17 protein-coding genes are annotated in these 17,223 nt (G+C 68.3%); 2 read left to right on the top strand and 15 right to left on the bottom strand.

Annotated features, from left to right (window positions below; translation table 11 throughout):
* Positions 1-8 precede the first annotated feature (8 nt).
* The 11 genes from AC3WL7_RS10925 to ffh all read right to left on the bottom strand — a co-directional run bounded on the left by AC3WL7_RS10925 (position 9) and on the right by ffh (position 7,526).
* A complete protein-coding gene (locus AC3WL7_RS10925; protein WP_492750262.1) occupies positions 9-416 on the bottom strand; it encodes a DUF1801 domain-containing protein in 408 nt (135 codons plus the stop codon).
* Between the two features lie 43 nt (positions 417-459).
* A complete protein-coding gene (locus AC3WL7_RS10920) occupies positions 460-891 on the bottom strand; it encodes a DUF1801 domain-containing protein (RefSeq protein WP_492750261.1) in 432 nt (143 codons plus the stop codon).
* A gap of 24 nt (positions 892-915) precedes the next feature.
* Positions 916-1,296: a DUF6404 family protein gene (locus tag AC3WL7_RS10915; protein WP_312736179.1), complete on the bottom strand. Its 381-nt coding sequence runs from the start codon at positions 1,294-1,296 to the stop codon at positions 916-918.
* An 82-nt stretch (positions 1,297-1,378) separates the two neighbouring features.
* A complete protein-coding gene (gene rplS / locus AC3WL7_RS10910; RefSeq protein ID WP_079221128.1) occupies positions 1,379-1,780 on the bottom strand; it encodes a 50S ribosomal protein L19 in 402 nt (133 codons plus the stop codon).
* 154 nt (positions 1,781-1,934) lie between these two features.
* Positions 1,935-2,693, bottom strand: coding sequence for a tRNA (guanosine(37)-N1)-methyltransferase TrmD (gene trmD / locus AC3WL7_RS10905; protein ID WP_492750260.1), 759 nt, complete (start codon positions 2,691-2,693; stop codon positions 1,935-1,937).
* An 8-nt stretch (positions 2,694-2,701) separates the two neighbouring features.
* Complete coding sequence (rimM, locus tag AC3WL7_RS10900) at positions 2,702-3,214, bottom strand: ribosome maturation factor RimM (RefSeq protein WP_295517092.1); 513 nt, start codon at positions 3,212-3,214, stop codon at positions 2,702-2,704.
* Positions 3,215-3,258: 44 nt separating this feature from the next.
* Positions 3,259-3,519 carry a 30S ribosomal protein S16 gene (rpsP, locus tag AC3WL7_RS10895; RefSeq protein WP_079221127.1) on the bottom strand — a complete coding sequence of 87 codons (261 nt, stop codon included), beginning with the start codon at positions 3,517-3,519 and terminating at the stop codon, positions 3,259-3,261.
* Between the two features lie 130 nt (positions 3,520-3,649).
* Complete coding sequence (locus AC3WL7_RS10890) at positions 3,650-4,432, bottom strand: aminotransferase class IV family protein (protein WP_492750259.1); 783 nt, start codon at positions 4,430-4,432, stop codon at positions 3,650-3,652.
* Positions 4,429-5,505, bottom strand: a complete 1,077-nt coding sequence (locus tag AC3WL7_RS10885; RefSeq protein WP_492750258.1) for an NAD(P)H-dependent flavin oxidoreductase — start codon at positions 5,503-5,505, stop codon at positions 4,429-4,431. The genes AC3WL7_RS10890 and AC3WL7_RS10885 overlap by 4 nt, the downstream gene beginning before the upstream one ends.
* A gap of 118 nt (positions 5,506-5,623) precedes the next feature.
* A complete protein-coding gene (locus tag AC3WL7_RS10880; RefSeq protein ID WP_492750257.1) occupies positions 5,624-6,058 on the bottom strand; it encodes a hypothetical protein in 435 nt (144 codons plus the stop codon).
* A gap of 91 nt (positions 6,059-6,149) precedes the next feature.
* Positions 6,150-7,526 carry a signal recognition particle protein gene (ffh, locus tag AC3WL7_RS10875; protein ID WP_079221123.1) on the bottom strand — a complete coding sequence of 459 codons (1,377 nt, stop codon included), beginning with the start codon at positions 7,524-7,526 and terminating at the stop codon, positions 6,150-6,152.
* A gap of 122 nt (positions 7,527-7,648) precedes the next feature.
* Between ffh and AC3WL7_RS10870 the strand changes: the two genes are divergently transcribed.
* Positions 7,649-8,443: a cytochrome C assembly family protein gene (locus tag AC3WL7_RS10870; RefSeq protein ID WP_492750256.1), complete on the top strand. Its 795-nt coding sequence runs from the start codon at positions 7,649-7,651 to the stop codon at positions 8,441-8,443.
* Between the two features lie 94 nt (positions 8,444-8,537).
* On the opposite strand, the gene AC3WL7_RS10865 is transcribed toward AC3WL7_RS10870, so the two are convergent.
* From AC3WL7_RS10865 to radA, 4 genes are all read right to left on the bottom strand, one after another.
* Positions 8,538-9,005 carry a YqhG/Tai3 family protein gene (locus AC3WL7_RS10865; protein WP_492750255.1) on the bottom strand — a complete coding sequence of 156 codons (468 nt, stop codon included), beginning with the start codon at positions 9,003-9,005 and terminating at the stop codon, positions 8,538-8,540.
* 86 nt (positions 9,006-9,091) lie between these two features.
* The gene (locus AC3WL7_RS10860) at positions 9,092-11,398 is read right to left on the bottom strand and encodes a tetratricopeptide repeat protein (protein WP_492750254.1); all 2,307 of its coding nucleotides are present in this window, start codon (positions 11,396-11,398) and stop codon (positions 9,092-9,094) included.
* 55 nt (positions 11,399-11,453) lie between these two features.
* A complete protein-coding gene (locus AC3WL7_RS10855; protein WP_492750253.1) occupies positions 11,454-13,310 on the bottom strand; it encodes an ATP-binding protein in 1,857 nt (618 codons plus the stop codon).
* 173 nt (positions 13,311-13,483) lie between these two features.
* Positions 13,484-14,863, bottom strand: coding sequence for a DNA repair protein RadA (radA, locus tag AC3WL7_RS10850; RefSeq protein WP_079221118.1), 1,380 nt, complete (start codon positions 14,861-14,863; stop codon positions 13,484-13,486).
* A 204-nt stretch (positions 14,864-15,067) separates the two neighbouring features.
* Between radA and AC3WL7_RS10845 the strand changes: the two genes are divergently transcribed.
* Positions 15,068-17,125 (top strand): putative bifunctional diguanylate cyclase/phosphodiesterase, encoded by a 2,058-nt coding sequence (locus AC3WL7_RS10845; RefSeq protein WP_079221117.1) that lies wholly within the window; start codon positions 15,068-15,070, stop codon positions 17,123-17,125.
* The last annotated feature ends 98 nt before the right edge of the window (positions 17,126-17,223 follow it).

Genomic DNA, 17,223 nt, shown 5'->3' with positions numbered 1-17,223 from the left:
GCCCGGCGCTACCGTTTTTTCTTCGCGGCATTGTGCTTGGCCGCTGCTCGCATCAGGGCCTTGAACGCCGTCGCATCAGGCATCGCACCTTCATGGATGTCGATCGCGCGCCGGGTGTTGCCTTCCAGGCTGGCGTTGAACAGCTGCTTCGGATCCGGCAGGGCCGCGCCGTTGGCGAAGGTCAGTTTCACCGCCTGTTTGTAGCTCTCGCCGGTGCAGAGGATGCCGTTGTGTTCCCACACCGGCGTACCGCGCCACTTCCAGGTCTCCTCCACGTCGGGCAGCGCTTCATGGATCAGCGCGCGCACGCGGGCCAGCGCCTGGCCGCGCCAGTCGCCGAGTTCGGCGATGCGGGCATCGATCAGTTCGGGGGCCGTGCGCGTTTCTTCGAGAGTTTCCGGGGCTTTTCTGGGCATGTCAGCGCTCACGCGGAACAGTGGGAACAGTGGGAAAGGAAAACTAGAAGCGTACGCCCGGCAGTTCACGGACCTGCTGCAGCCAGTCCCGCAGTTGTGCCCGGTCCAGCACGCTGTCTTCGTACAGGTGCAGGTAACGGGTGGTGGCCTGCCGCGAGGGCTCGGGCGGCTCGGGCTTCAGCAGCGTGCCATGGAACAGCGCCACCTTGATGTAGCGGGTGCAGCAATGGAAGCTGAGGAACCAGCCCTGCCCTTCGGCGACGCCGTACATGGGCGAATTCCAGCGCACCGCCTTGTGCACGCCGGGCATGGCCTCGGTGATCAGCGCATCCAGCTGCTCGCCGAAAGCGCGTTTCCAGCCGGGCATGGCAGCGATGTAGGCCTGGACCGGAGCATCGCCCTCCCCCTTCGCGATCTGCGGATTGCCACCGGACAGCAGCTTCGGCGCAGCGGTGGCAGCTTGCCTGGTGGGCATCGCGCAGCGCTCCGTGGTTCGCGGTCAGCGGGTTGGCGCAACCGGCAGGTCGCGCCACAACGGCAGACCGCGGCGCAGGCGCATGACGCGCATCACGACGGCCATCAGCAGGCCGAAAAGCACGCCGGCCAGCAGCGCGCTGAACACCGCGCCCCCTGCCGGCATGTGGGTATTGCGCCAGACCAGCAGCCACATCAACACGCCCCAGCCCACCGTGAACCAGCTACCCATCAGCAGTGCGTTGGATGCCACGCTGGCCAGGATCGGCGGTGGCGCGTTGAAACCCATGCGCCACAACAGGCGATGCAGCGGCGGAGCCGAGTGGCGGCGATGCACGCCCGCAAGGTCGAGATGGCGCAGGGCAGCCTGCACCTTGGGCGGGTAACGCTGTTCGGCTGTGCTCATGCCGCGACCATAGCGCCGGCGGATGCACAAACGCAAACGGCCGCCTGAAGGCGGCCGTCGCGGCAACAACCGAAGTTGTTTATCAGGCCTTTTCGGCCAGACGGGCAGCCTTGGCGGCAGCAGCGGCAGCCAGGTCTTCCTTGATGCGGGCAGCCTTGCCTTCCAGGCCACGCAGGTAGTACAGCTTGCCGGCGCGGACCTTACCACGACGCTTCACTTCGACCGAGTCGATGATGGCGCTGTGGGTCTGGAAGACGCGCTCGACGCCGTAGCCGTGCGAGATCTTGCGGACGGTGAACGAGGAGTTCAGGCCGCCGTTCTTGGTCGCGATGACAACGCCTTCATAGGCCTGCACGCGCTCACGGGTACCTTCCTTCACCTTCACGTTGACGACAACGGTGTCGCCCTGGCTGAACTTCGGCAGTTCGCGGGTGATCTGGGCGGATTCGAATTCCGCGACGATGGACTTGTTCAGCTTGCTCATGGGTTACACCGATTCTTGTTCGGGTGGGCGTGTCGTGTCGACAACGTAGGCTCATGCAGTCACGGAACTGTGCTGCACGTTTGTTGTGGGTACTGCGCGCACCAGCCGGGGCTGGCGGGAATTGGCCATGATAGCCGATAAAGCCAGCCCTGCGCTAGGGGCTGGCCTTCTGTTTCTGGGCCTGGCGGGCCTGGTCCAGCAGCTTGCGGTCGGCCTTGCCCAGTGCCTGTTCATCCAGCAGGTCCGGCCGCCGCGCAGCGGTACGGGCCAACGACTGCTGGCGGCGCCAGGCGGCGATGGCCGCATGGTTGCCCGAGCGCAGCACATCCGGCACGTCACCCAGCGGGTGCTGGGCCGGCTGGCTGTAATGCGGGCAGTCGAGCAGGCCGAGTTCGCCTTCGAAGCTGTCCTGGGCCGCCGATTCGGCGTCGTTCAGGGCACCGTCCTGCAGGCGGGCCACGGCATCGATGATGACCGCCGCACCCAGTTCACCACCGGACAGCACGTAATCGCCGAGGGAAATCTCCTCGTCGACGTTGGCTTCCAGGAAGCGCTCGTCGATGCCTTCGTAACGGCCGCAGAGCAGGACCATGCGCGGCAATGCCGCCAGTTCCCGCACCTTGGCCTGGGTCAGCGGCGCGCCCTGCGGGCTGAGGTAGATCACCCGCGCCGGGGTCGGGTCGGCGTCGCGGATCGCCTGCAGGCAGGCCTGCAAGGGCTCGATCAGCATCACCATGCCCGGGCCACCGCCGAACGGACGATCGTCCACCCGGCGGTAGTTGCCTTCGGCGTAATCACGGGGGTTCCAGCCATGCAGGCTGAAAAGACCCTTCTCCTGCGCGCGCCCGACCACACCCAGCCCAGCGGACTGGGCGAGGAACTCGGGGAACAGGGTGATGACGTCGAACCGCATGCTCACACTCAGAACTCGGGATCCCAGTCGACCACGACCAGGTTGGCCTCGAAGTCGACCGACTTGACGAAGTCCGGCTGCACGAACGGGATCATCCGCTCGCGATCGCCACGGACCACGACCACATCATTGGCGCCGGTGCTGAACAGGTGCGAGACCTGGCCCAGGGCAACGCCCTCGGTGGTCTTCACATCCAGGCCTTCCAGATCGACCCAGTAATACTCGTCGGCGTTCGGCGGCGGCAGCGCACTGCGGGCCACGTAGACCTCGGTGCCGTGCATTGCCTCGACCACGTCGCGATCCTCGACGCCGGGGAACCGGGCGACCAGGTGCTTGCCGATGTCACGGCCACGAGCGCCTTCAAGCGTCGATTCCTGCCCGTTGGGGCTGCGCAGGATCCACGGCTGATAACGGAAAATGGCGGAACGAGGCTCGGTCCAGGACTCGAGCTTGATTTCGCCGCGCACACCAAAAGCGCCGACAACCCTGCCCAGCAGGATGCGGCGCTCGATATCTTTCATCTTCGTCAACCGAGAGGGCCACGCCGAAGCGTGGCCCTTCAGACTCAGGCCGCGACGGCCTGGGACTTGGCCGCTTCCTTGATCAGGTTGCGGACCTTTTCGGTCGGCTGGGCGCCGTTCTTGACCCAATGGTCAACGCGGGCCAGGTCCAGCTCGATGCGCTTCTCGCCGCCCTGGGCGACCGGGTTGTAGAAACCAACGCGCTCGATGTTGCGGCCGTCGCGCGCGCTGCGCACGTCGGTCACGATGATGTGGTAGAACGGACGCTTCTTGGCGCCGCCGCGGGTCAGTCGAATCTTGACCATGGTGTTTTTCCTATTGCCCAGTCGCCAGGATGGCGAGGTAAGCGGGCGATTATAGCGGCAGAACGCGGCCGAGCCAACCCCAAGGGTGGCCCGCCTTCACGGTAGCGCCGGGCCATGCCCGGCGGGCCTTTCAGCCCAGACCGTCCGACGTCACCCCCGCCAGCACCGCCCTGCCCTGTTCAGCCAGGGCCTGCGAATCCGGCAGAACCTGCCCGTCGATGGCGTCCAGCGCCCACAGGCCACTGGCGTTGCAGGCAAAAGCCGCCTTCACGCCGGTCAGTTCGGCCAGCCGCAGCGGCTGCGTGGCCTGTGCACCCGGCCAGTGCCGCTGCAGCAACGCCTCGGCCGTCCCGCGCAGGGCCGGGGCCTGCGGCCAGAGCAGGCGTTCACCATCGTGCAGCGCCAGGTTCCAGGTGCTGCCCTCGCTGATTTCGCCTGCGGCCGACACGAACAGCACATCGTCGAAGCCCGCGGCCATCGCCGCCCGGCGCTCGGCAAACAGGCCGAAGGTACCCACATGCTTGATCTGCGGCAGTTCGCGCTGCCACGCCACGCTGCGCACCCGCTTCGGCGCGACCAGCGCCACCGGCGCGGACACCGCCACCAGTACGTCCACCGGCACGGCCGCCAGCGGATTGCGGAAATCGAAGTGGCGCGAATACACCGTCACCCGCAGCGAGGCATCGCCCTGCCCTGCCTGCTGCAGCGCCTGCGCCATCCACGCCTGCACCTGCACGACATCCAGCGCACTGCCGAACAGTTCAGACGTCGCATGCGACAGCCGCGCCAGGTGCAGCGCCAGCCCCTGCACGGCGTGGCCACGCACCTGCAGGGAGGTGAAGTGGCCATAGTTGACCAGGGCCGGCAGCAGATCCTCCACCTGCGCCGGCCGGCCATTGCAGAACACCGTCATCGCAGCAGGGCCTGCGCCTGTTGCCACATGCCGCGCAGCACATCAGCCGCCGGTTGCGCCGGTGCCATCCATGCCGACTGCCCTGCCCAGGCCTGCATCGCGGCCAGGCGGTTTTCCTGCGCCGCCTGCTTGCGCATCGGCGCGGTCAGGCCGCGCTGCACCGGATACGGGCGCGGCGCCGGAGCACCTTCGGCAACAGCGGCACGCACATACGGCGTTGCCAGGCCACGGCCCAGGCGGCCACTGAAGGCGCGGGTCGGCCAGATGTCTTCGGGTTCGCTCGCAGCCAGCCCATCCGCCCACGCCGAAGCGATCGCCGCTTCCGGCGTGCGAAGGAAAGCGGTGCCGATCTGCACTGCGCTGGCGCCGAGGGTCAGTGCGGCCGCGATGCCGCGTCCATCGGCAATGCCGCCGGCGGCGATCACCGGTATCTGCAGGTGGTCGGCCAGGCGGGGCAGCAGCGCGAACAGGCCCACCAGCTGGCGCTCGGCCAGGCTGGGATCAAACGCGCCACGATGGCCACCGGCTTCGGCGCCCTGCGCCACCACCGCGTCAGCACCCGCGTCCTGCGCAGCGCGCGCTTCGGCCAGCGTGGTCGCGCAGGCGATCCAGCCGATACCGGCGTCCTTCAACTGCTGCACGTGGCGCGGCGACAGCACGCCCATGATGGTCGAGGCCACGGCCGGGCGCGCAGCCAGCAGGGCCGCGAACTGTTCGTCGAAATCGGCCGGGGTCGCGTCGGCGGCGCTGGCAGGCACCTCCGGCCCCCACTGCGCGAGGAAGGCACGGCTGGCCGCTTCGGCGGTGACGTCACGGCCGGGCGATGGATCCGGCAGCCACAGGTTCACCTGTGCCGGGCCTGCGGACGCGGCGCGGAAATCGTCCATCCAGCGGCCGATATCGGCCGCCGGTGACAGCACCGCACCCATCGCGCCCATGCTGCCGGCATTGGCCAGCGCGGCCGACAGCGGCACCGGACAGGCACCCGCCATCGGCGCCAGCAGGATCGGTACGGAAACGCCGAAGCGCTGGCAGAACGCCTCGGCGCGGGAAATAACAGCAGACATCTGCATGAGGCCTATCGTTTCGGACAGGCCCCCATGGTGCGCGCATGAGAGGGGTAGAGTCGAGCTTGCTCGACTGGCATGCGCCTGCCGCAGTCGAGCAAGCTCGACGCTACGGGGGCGCGGCTCAGCGTGCCGACACCGCGTAGGTGCGGACCAGCTGGCTGTCCATTTCCTCGTTGAACTGGAAGGTCACATAGCGCGCGTCGTCGGCCGCGAATTCCTCCTCGGCACTGGCACGACCGATCTCGGCACCCTCGCCGTCCAGCGCGCGTGCCACCAGCTTGCCCTTGAATGCCTTGTCAGCCACGACGTAGACCGCCGCTTCCTTGGAGCCCATGCCACGGCTCTTGCCCAGGGTGACCGTGAGCCCGTGCGCGGCCAGGCCAGGATCGACCTGCAGCGTCACGTTCATCTTCTTGTCCACGCCTTCGCCCAGACCGGCCACGAAATCGGCGGCGGTGCCACTGATGGCGCTGCCGGCCTTCTGCGACATCGAGGTGTCGTCCTTGCAGGCAACCAGCGCCAAGGCCAGCGCCATCACCATGATCGACTTGCTCATCAGCATTCCCTTGTCAGATGTAGCGCGTAGTCAAGCAATACAGCCAAGGCGACGCAAGTGCCGATTCCGACACCCGCCCCGCCCTCCGGCATCAACGGAACGGCAGGCCGCGGCCGCCCATGGCCCCCATCATGCCCTTCATGCTGCGCATCATGCCCTTCATGCCACCGCCGGCCATCTTGCTCATCATCTTTTCCATCTGCATGTACTGCTTCATGAGCTTGTTGACGTCGGCCGGGGTCACGCCCGAGCCCTTGGCGATGCGCGCGCGGCGCGAGCCGTTCAGCAGGTTCGGGTTGCGCCGTTCCTTCTTGGTCATCGAGCTGATGATGGCGATCATGCGCGGCACTTCCTTGCCCTGGCTGACCTGCTGCTTCAGGTGCTCGGGGATGTTGCCCAGGCCCGGCAGCTTGTCCATCAGGCCGCCGATGCCGCCCATGTTCTGCATCTGCTCGAGCTGGTCGCGCATGTCGTTCAGGTCGAACTTCTTGCCCTTGGCGACCTTCTCGGCCAGCTTGGCGGCCTTGTCCTTGTCGACCTGCTGCTCGACCTGCTCGACCAGCGACAGCACGTCGCCCATGTCCAGGATGCGGCTGGCGATACGGTCCGGGTGGAACACGTCCAGGCCTTCCGGCTTTTCGCTGACACCGACGAACTTGATCGGCTTGCCGGTGATGTAGCGCACGCTCAGCGCGGCACCACCACGGGCGTCACCGTCGGTCTTGGTCAGCACCACGCCGGTCAGCGGCAGCGCATCACCGAAAGCCTTGGCGGTGTTGGCCGCGTCCTGGCCGGTCATGGCGTCGACCACGAACAGGGTTTCAGCCGGGTTGACCGCCGCGTGCAGGGCCTTGATCTCGGCCATCATCGCTTCGTCGATGGCCAGGCGGCCGGCGGTATCGACCAGCAGCACGTCGACGAACGACCTGCGTGCATCGTCGATGGCCGCGCGCACGATGGCTTCCGGCTTCTGGTCGGCGCTGGACGGGAAGAACAGCACGCCGACCTGCTCGGCCAGGGTCTTCAGCTGCTCGATGGCGGCCGGACGGTAGACGTCGGCCGAGACCACCATCACCTTCTTCTTGCGCTTTTCCTTCAGGTGCTTGGCCAGCTTGCCCACCGTGGTGGTCTTGCCGGCGCCCTGCAGGCCTGCCATCAGGATGATGGCCGGGGCGGGAACATTGAGGTTCAGGTCGCTGGCTTCGGCGCCCATCACCGCGGTCAGCTCGTCGCGCACGACCTTGATGAGGGCCTGGCCCGGGGTCAGCGACTTCAGCACTTCCTGGCCGACCGCACGCACCTTGATGCGCTCGATCAGGGCCTGCACCACCGGCAGCGCGACGTCGGCCTCAAGCAGCGCGATGCGTACTTCGCGGGTCGCCTCGCGGATGTTCTCCTCGGTCAGGCGGCCACGGCCACGCAGGCGCTCGATGGTGCCGGAAAGGCGCTGGGTCAGGGACTCGAACATGCTGCGCAACCTGTCTGAAAGCGGGGGACAATAAGGCAGACAGTATAGCGGGTCCGTCCACCCTGCCGGGCTGCGACCACGGGGCCGTCGCCAGCATCCCGGGGGTATGCGAAACTGCAACGATGTTAATCGTTCTCATCGCCGCCCTGCTCTACCTGGCCGCCAGCGCCCTGCTGGTGCGTGCGCTTGGCCGCGATGATGCCGTCGGCTCGCCCGTCTGGCTGTGGCCCGCACTGCCGGCCATGCTGCTGCACGGCGGTTACCACGTACTGGTGGCGATGCGCACGACCGGTGGCCCGGACATGCATTTCTTCGCCGCGCTGTCGCTGGTCGGCCTGGGCATGGCCTGGCTGACCTCGCTGGTGGGCGCGCGCGGGCGCATGTCGGCGCTGGGCGTGGTGGTGTTCCCGCTGGCCGCGCTGCTGCTGGCGGTCTACCACGGCTATGGCCACGAACCGAGCAAGCTGCTGGGCTGGCGCCTGGCCAGCCACGCCTGGCTGGCGCTGCTGGCTTACGCCACGCTGAGCATCGCCGCCCTGCTGGCGATCATGCTGTGGCTGCAGGAACGAGCGCTGCGCCGTCGTGAATTCCGCCCGTGGCTGCGTGCGCTGCCGCCGCTGGCCGACCTGGAAGCCCTGCTGTTCCGGGTCATCACCGTGGGCTTCGCCCTGCTCACCCTCACCCTGGTCACCGGCGTGCTGTTCGTCGATGACCTGCTGGCGCAGAAGCTGGTGCACAAGACCGTGCTCAGCGTGCTGTCGTGGGTCGTGTTCGGCGTGCTGCTGATCGGCCGCCGCCGCTACGGCTGGCGCGGGGTGAAGGCGGTGCACTGGACGCTGTCGGCGATGCTGTTGCTGCTGCTGGCGTTCTTCGGCAGCCAGTTCGTGATCGAACTGGTGTTCGGGCATACGCGGTAAAGGGTGCCGACCGACGGTCGGTACCCACGGTAGTGCCGGCCGCTGGCCGGCAACACAATCCCATGCCATTGCCGGCCAGCGGCCGGCACTACTTTCAGGGGATGGGCTGGGCGAGGATCTTCCGCACCGACTGGCCGCCGTTGGTGATCACGTCGTCCACCTGCCAGCAGCCCTTGCCGTGGCGGATCATCGGCAGGCGGGTGAGGTGGGCGCTCTTCCACACCGAGTAGCTCAGCGTGACCTCGCCGGCCGTGGCCGAGGCGGGCTTCCAGCCGTAGCGCACGGCGCTGTCGATCTCGCCGTCCTGGCCATCCAGCCAGGGGTCCGAATCGATTGTGCAGATGCCCTCCTCGCGCACCTGGCAGGCACGCTCCTCGCGCAGCGCCTTGGCGAAGGCCGGGCTGACCAGGGCCGCCGGCGCGTCCAGCACGCGGCCGTCGTCACCGGAGGTGGCCTCGAAGAACGCACGAGCCACGCCCGCCGCATCCTCGCAGGCCGGTGCAGCGTGCGCGGCCGGCGCCAGCAGCAGGCTGGCGATCATCAACATCCGTGTGTTCCGCATGGTTCTCTCCTGGAAGTGGGGACGCCGGGCATGGCCCGGCGCTACCGGATTCGCGCGGGATTGCCGGCCAGCGGCCGGCACTACCTTTACAAGCCGTACCGCTCGATCACATCCAGGTGCGGCTGCCGCTCCTGGTCACAGGCTTCAGCCAGGCGCAGCCAGCACTGCGGGTGCGACCAGCCGGCGGTGGACTGCTGCAGGTAGCGATGCAGCGCCAGCGGCGCATGCCCCTGCGGCTGGGCCACGGTGAACAGCAGGCCCGGCAAGGTGCCCTCCTCCGCATCCGGATCGGTCACGGTGTAGTCGGGGCGGCTGTGCGCCCAGACCTGCCAGCCCTGCGCTTCGGCGCCTTCCACGAATGCGTTCCAGGCCTCCTCGCCCGGGTGCGCGCCGTCGATCAGCCAGCTGCGCTCGAAGCCGCCGCGCTCCAGCACGTGCACCTGCGCATAGGTCGGGATGAAGTGCTGACGCTGCTCTTCTTCCTCCGGCGCCGGATGCACCAGCGCGGCATCGAACACCACCCAGTCGCCCACCTGCTGGGCACGGTTGGCCGGTGCGTTCTCGACGATGCGCGCGGTCACCGGGCCGGTGCGGCGTGCGTAGTACTCCATCGGCTCGCCCTGTTCCAGGCTGCGGATGATCACCCAGCCCCACGGTTCCTCGACCACGCCGTCCTGGCTGGTCAGCTCCATGCCGATGGCGGCGGCCGAGCGGCGCACCGCCTCCCAGTCGCCTGCGGCACTGGCCGCGCTCATGTGGTCCCAGTGCGCAGCGTTGGCATCTTCCAGCGTCTCCACCAGCTGCGCGTAGCAGGCCTGTGCATCGCTGAAGCGGCCGGTTTCCATGTACATGCGGGCGAGCGTGCCACGTGCGCCGTGCGAACCCGGCGACAGCGCCAGCAGCGCCTGCGCGGCCTGCTCCAGCGCCGGCCAGTCGGACACGCGGCGTGCGCGCTGCACCTCGCACCAGTGCGCGAACACCGGCACGCTGCCGCGATAGGTGTCAGCCAGGCGGCGCAGGCCATCGTCATCGCCCTGCTCGGTCAGCCAGCGCATCAGGGTGTAGGCAGCGGCACCATCTTCATGAGCATGGGCACGCACGAAGTCCCACAGCAGCGCGCGAGCCTCGGCCTGCGCACCACAGGCATTGAGCGCCGATGCGGCCACCTCGGCCAGCGCTTCGTCGTCCGGGCACTGCGCGTGCGCCTGCAGCAGCCACTGCGCCTCGCGCTCGGGATCACGCGACTGGTCCTGCTCACCGCGCGCTTCCAGCCACGCCAGCAGTTCGGCCGCCGGCACCGGCAGCGGTTCCACCTCGGGCAGTGCGTCGATGCGTGCGGCCAGGCCGGCCACGCGCTCGCTGGCCCCCCGATCCTGGCGCAGCTGCGCCAGATGGGTGCGGGCCAGGCCGAGCTGGCGTTGTGCCACCCAGCGTGCACCGCGCTGCAGGGCCAGTTCCAGGCTCAGTGCCGCCAGCTCGATCACCAGGCGGTGCGCGCCGACGCTGGCGAAGTGCTCGATGATGGTGTTGAAACGCGTGCCCAGGTTCCAGGTATTGCGGGCCGGATCGCGGCTGCACAGCAGCGCCACCGTCGTGGCCCACAGCCGCCAGGTGTTCGGGGTCAGTTCGCTCCACGGCACCAACTGCTGCAGCGCTTCTTCGTCGCGGCCCAGCTGGGCCAGCGCCCAGGCGCGCGACAGGCGGCGCGGCACCGTGCAGTTGGCTGGTTCGTACTCGCCGGCGGCGGCCACTTCGGCTTCGCGCTGCTCGATCAGCACCATCGCCTCCTCGGCGCGGCCGCTGGCCAGCAGGATCTTGATCTGCATTTCCGGGAAGCTGTCGAACACTTCCTTGCCGCGCGCTTCCACCGCATCGGCCTGCGCCTTCAGGTAATCCAGCGCATCCTGCGCACGGCCGTCATCCAGCAGGGCATCGGCCTTTTCGCAGCTCAGGCACTGGAAGCAGGCCCAGGTCGGATCGATGCGCGCCAGCGTTTCATCGCACACTTCGATGCGCTCGGGCACCCAGCCCGGGCCGTCGATGTTGCCGTAGCACGCGGCCAGATCCTGGGTCACGCAGATCGACTGCGGGCACTCCAGGGTGTCTTCGCGGTGCGCGCGCTCGAACAGCGAGACGGCTTCGCCGAGCGCGCTCTCGCCTTCGACGCGGTTGCCCACGCGATTGCGCAGGGCCCAGTGGCCGACATAGACGTCGACCCAGGGATTGTCCAGCGCCTTGCCCAGCGCACGCGCCTCGGGCAGCAGCGCATCGACGCGGTCGACCTGCAGTTCACTGACTTCGTCGGCAAGGCGGGTCAGCAGGTGCGCGTTCTGCGCCTGGCCTGCCTGGCGCAGGTCTTCCTGCAGCTTTTCGACCCAGTTCCAGATATCCATGGGGTTGGTGCTCCTGTCTAGCGTGAGGCTGGATGAGAGAAAGTGTGTGGAATGCTCAGCGCAGCATCTGCTGCAGGGCCGTGGCGATTTCGCTGAAGGCGCCATTGAGGTCCGGGCCGGGCGTTGCGGCGCCACGGGCCAGCGGGCGCCCTTGGGCAGAGACGATGATCTTCAGCGAGCGCAGCAGGCGCGCGGCCGCCGGCGCCTGCGCATGCCCCTCGCGCTGTGCCTGCAGCAGGGCCTGCACGGCCGGGTTGTCCAGGTTGAGGTACAGCCGCGATGGCGCGCGCGACTCGATGCGGGCGGTGAACTGGCGGGCCAGCCGCAATGCTGCCATCGACACGCGCTTGTCGTTCTCGTCGTCTTCCAGGCGCTGCTTCAGTTCGGCCTCGCGGTCGGGCACGACCACCACCGGCAGTGCTTCGGGGCTGAAACGCGCCGGCAACAGCTGCTCGCCATCGCCCAGGTGTTCGCCCAGCCATGCCAGCTGCGCGGCATCCAGGCTGTCATCGGTGCGGAACAGCGCGCGGTTGCCCTGCTCGGTGCCCAGTTCAACAAGGCGCAGGCCCTTGGCCTGGGTCCAGCGGCGCAGGAACGGCACCACCGCATAGCGGTGGCCGTGCGCGACCGGCACGCCCATCGCACGGAACAGCATTTCCTCGAAGCCGCCGCCGTTGTCGAGGATCACATGCACGGCGCCGCGCGACGGCAGCGCGCTGGCCGGCAGGTCGCCCTGCGAGGTCGGCACGCGCACGTGTTCCAGCAGCAGCTCGAACAGGCGCTCATCGCACAGCGCCGCACCGAGCAGTGCTTCGTTGTGGCGGGCCAGCACGCGTCGCCAGGCTTCGGGCTGCTGCCGCGCGACCTCGGCCAGGCCGTCGATCAGCGCTTCCAGCAGCGCATGCTGCACGGCGCGGTACTGGTCGTCGCGCTGCAGGTCCTCGCGGCTGGCGGTCGGGGTCAGGCGCGAGGACTCGATCACCCCGCCGATGAAGCCCGCCCACGGCGGCAGCAGGTCACGCGCATCGTCATCCAGCAGCATGCCGCGCACGAACACGGACAGGTTGCGGTTATCGCTGGTGCCGTAGGTCGCGCCATCCTGCACCCACAGCATGCCGGTGGCATCGCTGTCGGCGTCGGCGCGCAGCGGCAGGGTCACGATGGGCTCGAAGTCGTGCTCGAAGCGCGCGGCAAACTGCAGCGCCTGGCGGCGCGCCTGCACCGGATGCAGCGCCACGTCGCCCTGCCCGCGCCACGGCGGCGGGTCGGGGTTGAGGGCCTCGGCCGCAGCGCCGATGAAGATCGGCTCGGACAGCAGCGCGCAGTAGCGGCCCAGCACCTCGTACAGGCGCGCCTCGTTGGCCAGCGGCAGGAAATCCGGGTGCAGTTCCAGTTCCACCTCGGTGCCGATGGCGCGTGCCGGCACTTCGCTGACGGTGTACTGCTCGGCGTTGCTGGACACGTAAAGATGGCCCAGCTCCGGCGTCTGGTACGAGGTGGTACGGACACTCACCCGCCGCGCCAGCACGAAGGCCGAGAGGAAGCCCAGGCCGAACATGCCGATCAGGCCGTCCTGGTCGTCACCGCCCTGGCGCAGGCCACGGGAGTAGCCGACACCGACGGTCGCCAGGTAATCGTGGATTTCCTGCCGGGTCAGGCCGGCACCGGTATCGATGATGCGCAGCACGCCGGCGGCGGCATCCACCCGCACCACGATACGCGAAGGCAGCTCGATGCCCGGCTGTTCAAGGCGGCGGCGGATGATCGAATCGTGCGCGTTCTGCACCAGCTCACGCAGGGCCACCATCGGGGTGGAATACAGGTGCTTGCCCAGCACCGTCATCAGTCCATTGAGATCGACCCCTGCGCGACGGATTTCGGCGGCGGGGGTGCTGAGCGTCGGGTCCTGCATGAAATCGGTTACTCCTTGCCACACAAGGCGCCACGGGGCGCCGTCGTCGAGCGGGAAAACTAGCACAGTGAAGCTGACCGTTACTGCATCGGATGCGTGTAGAGCCGAGCCCATGCTCGGCTGCCCTTGGCGGAAAAGCAGCCGAGCATGGGCTCGGCTCTACAGGACAGTTGTCACGCTGCGTCGATGGCCTCGGACAGGCGCTCGACCGCGATCACTTCCATGCCCTTCACCGTGCCGCCCTTGGGCGCATTGGCCTTGGGCACGATGGCGCGCTTGAAGCCGTGGGTGGCGGCCTCGCGCAGGCGGTCTTCGCCATTGGGCACCGGGCGGATCTCGCCGGACAGGCCGACCTCGCCGAAGGCAATCGTCTTCTCTGCCAGCGGCCGGTCCTGCAGCGACGACAGTACGGCCAGCAGTACTGGCAGATCGGCGGCCGTCTCCTGCACGCGGATGCCACCCACGACATTGACGAACACGTCCTGGTCGCCCACCAGCACGCCGCCATGACGGTGCAGCACCGCCAGCAACATGGCCAGGCGGTTCTGTTCCAGGCCGACTGCGACACGGCGCGGGTTGGACAGCGGCGAGGCATCGACCAGCGCCTGCACTTCCACCAGCAGCGGCCGGGTACCCTCGCGGGTGACCATCACGCAGCTGCCTGGCTGATGGGTACTGGCACCGGACAGGAAAATGGCCGACGGGTTGGAGACTTCCTTCAGGCCCTTGTCGCCCATGGCGAACACGCCCAGTTCGTTGACCGCGCCGAAGCGGTTCTTGAACGCACGCAGCAGGCGGAAGCGGCTGCCGCTCTCGCCTTCGAAATACAGCACGGCGTCGACCATGTGTTCGAGCACGCGCGGGCCGGCGATGCCACCTTCCTTGGTCACGTGGCCGACCAGGAACACAGCGGTGCCGGTTTCCTTGGCAAAGCGCACCAGCCGCGCGGCACTCTCGCGTACCTGGCTGACCGAGCCGGGGGCGGCGGTGAGGGTTTCGGTCCACAGCGTCTGCACCGAGTCGGCCACGATCAGCCGTGGCCCGGCCTTGGATGCATGCTGCAGGATCGACTCGACGCCGGTCTCGGCCAGCGCGTTCACACCGTCCAGCGGCAGTTCCAGCCGGTGCGCACGCCCGGCCACCTGGGCCAGCGACTCTTCGCCGGTGACATACAGCACCGGCAGCACGGCCGCCATCTTCGCCACCGCCTGCAGCAGCAGGGTGGATTTGCCGATGCCCGGGTCGCCGCCGACCAGCACCACCGCGCCTTCGACCAGGCCGCCACCCAGCACGCGGTCGAACTCACCGATGCCGGTGCTGACCCGGCGGTGCTCGGTCTGCTCGACATCCTTCAGCGCGGTGATCTTCGGCGGATCGATCTTGCCGGCCCAGCCGGCCCGGCGCGACGCAGGCGCCTTGGCCGCCGCCGCGCTCTCCAGCACGATTTCCGACAATGAGTTCCAGGCGTTGCACTCGGTGCACTGGCCCTGCCACTTGCTGTACTCGGCGCCGCATTCGTTGCAGACGTAGGCAGTGAGGCGGGCTTTGGCCATGGGGCAGGACTTCGGTGCGGGGAGGTGAAGGAGGATAGCCGAGGCCAGTCGCAGGCGCTGCGACCCCGGGCATGAGGGCAGCCCGGTCATGACATTCTCGAATATGAGATGAACATCACACTTTGATGCTCTAAGGTTGCGCTCCACGCAGCCGCTATAGTCCGCGCCGCTGCGCCCCCCTCCACGCCCCCCGAAGGACCCTCAATGACTGGCACCTACAGCCAGAGTCTGGTTGTTTTTTCGCTGCTGGTCGCCATCCTGGCGTCCTATACCGCCCTGGACATGGCCGGGCGCCTGGCCACGACCGAGGGCCGGGTGGCGCGCTGGTGGCTGGCCGGCGGCGCCACGGCCATGGGCCTGGGCATCTGGTCCATGCACTTCGTGGGCATGCTGGCGTTCAACCTGCCGATCCCCATCGGCTTCGACCTGGCCATCACCCTGTACTCGCTGGCGGTGTCGGTCTGCGCCTCGGCCTACGCCCTGTGGCTGGTCTCGCGCCCGCAGCTGCCGCGCCGCCGCCTGCTGGCCGGTGCGGTGCTGATGGGGCTGGGCATCGCCACCATGCACTACCTGGGCATGGCCGCGATGCGCATGCAGCCGGGCATCGATTACGACCCGCTGTGGTTTGCCGCCTCGATCCTGATCGCCATCGGTGCCGCCGGTGCGGCGCTGTGGATCGCCTTCCGCCTGCGCAGGGAGGGTGAGCGCACCCTGCGCCTGCGCCTGTTGGCCTCGCTGGTGATGGGCCTGGCCATCGTCGGCATGCACTACACCGGCATGGCCGCCGCCCGCTTCCCCGATGGCAGCCTCTGTGGCGCGGTGATCGATGGCGGCATCGACAGCCGCTGGCTGGCGATACTGGTCATCGTCACCACCCTGGGCACCATCGGCATCGCGCTGGTCGCCTCGCTGTTCGACCGGCAGATGCGCGAGCGCACCGGCCTGCTGGCCGAATCGCTGGAAAAGGCCAACGACAAGCTGCTGCAGGCGGCCCTGCACGACCCGCTGACCCAGCTGCCCAACCGCATGCTGCTGCAGGATCGCATCGAGCAGTCGATCGAGAAGGCACGCCGCCGCAACCACGGCCTGGCGGTGATGTTCTGCGATCTGGACGGCTTCAAGGCGGTCAACGATGCCTATGGCCACCAGCTGGGCGACCGCCTGCTGGTGCGCATGAGCGAGCGGGTCAGCGGCCTGCTGCGCCCGCAGGACACCTTCGCCCGGCTGGGCGGCGACGAGTTCGTGATCGTGCTGGCCGTGGATGAGCCGGACGATGCGGTGGTGGTGGCCGAGCGCATCATCGCGGCGGTGGCCGAGCCGTTCCTGATCGACGCCGCCGAACTGCAGGTCAGCGCCAGCCTCGGCATCGCCCTGTACCCCGACGACGGCGCCACCGAACGCGAACTGATGGCGCACGCCGACGCGGCGATGTACCACACCAAGGATGCCGGCCGGAACGGCTATACGTTCTTCACCCCGTCGATGCAGGTCAGCGCCAACCGCCAGCTGCGGTTGCTGCAGGACCTGCGCCGCGCCGCCGACCGGGGCGAGCTGCGCCTGCACTACCAGCCCAAGTTCGTCGCCGCCGGCACGCCTGCCGTGGGCGCCGAAGCACTGCTGCGCTGGCAGCACCCGGAGTTGGGCATGCTGGCACCGGATGTATTCATCCCCATCGCCGAGCGCAGCGGGCTGATCCTGCCGATCGGCGACTGGGTGCTGGACCAGGCCTGCGCGCAGCTGCGCAGCTGGCACGATTCGGGCCACCCGGAATGGACGATGGCAGTGAACCTGTCGCCGCTGCAGTTCTCCTCGCCGTCGCTGGTGGACAACGTGCGCGACGTGCTGGCGCGCCATGCGATCGCGCCGGAACGGCTGACCCTGGAGATCACCGAAACCACGGCGATGAAGGACGTGGAAGCCAGCCTGGCCATCCTCAACGACCTCACCGCGATGGGCGTGCATATCTCCATCGATGATTTCGGTACGGGCTATTCCAGCCTGCTGTACCTCAAGCGCATGCCGGCGACCGAGCTGAAGATCGATCGCGCGTTCGTGCGCGACCTGGAGCAGAACGCCGAAGACGCGGCGATCGTGTCGTCAATCGTGGCGCTCGGGCGCTCGCTGCAGCTGCAGGTGGTGGCCGAGGGCGTGGAGACGCGCGAGCAGCAGGAGTACCTGAGCGGGCTGGGCTGTGACCAGTTGCAGGGGTACCACCTGGGCCGGCCGATGGATCCGGACGAGTTCCTGCGCAAGGTGGGGTGACGCGGGGGGTTCATCCACGCATGGCGTGGATCTACTGCTGCCGGCCAGCGGCCGGCACTACCAGCGCACCCCAACCCGTTTCGCCGGGCCATGCCCGG

Source organism: Stenotrophomonas sp. FW305-3-2-15-E-LB1, from assembly GCF_058787375.1.
Note: the sequence above shows the minus strand (reverse complement) of the source record. Positions and strands in the feature narration are given on the sequence as shown.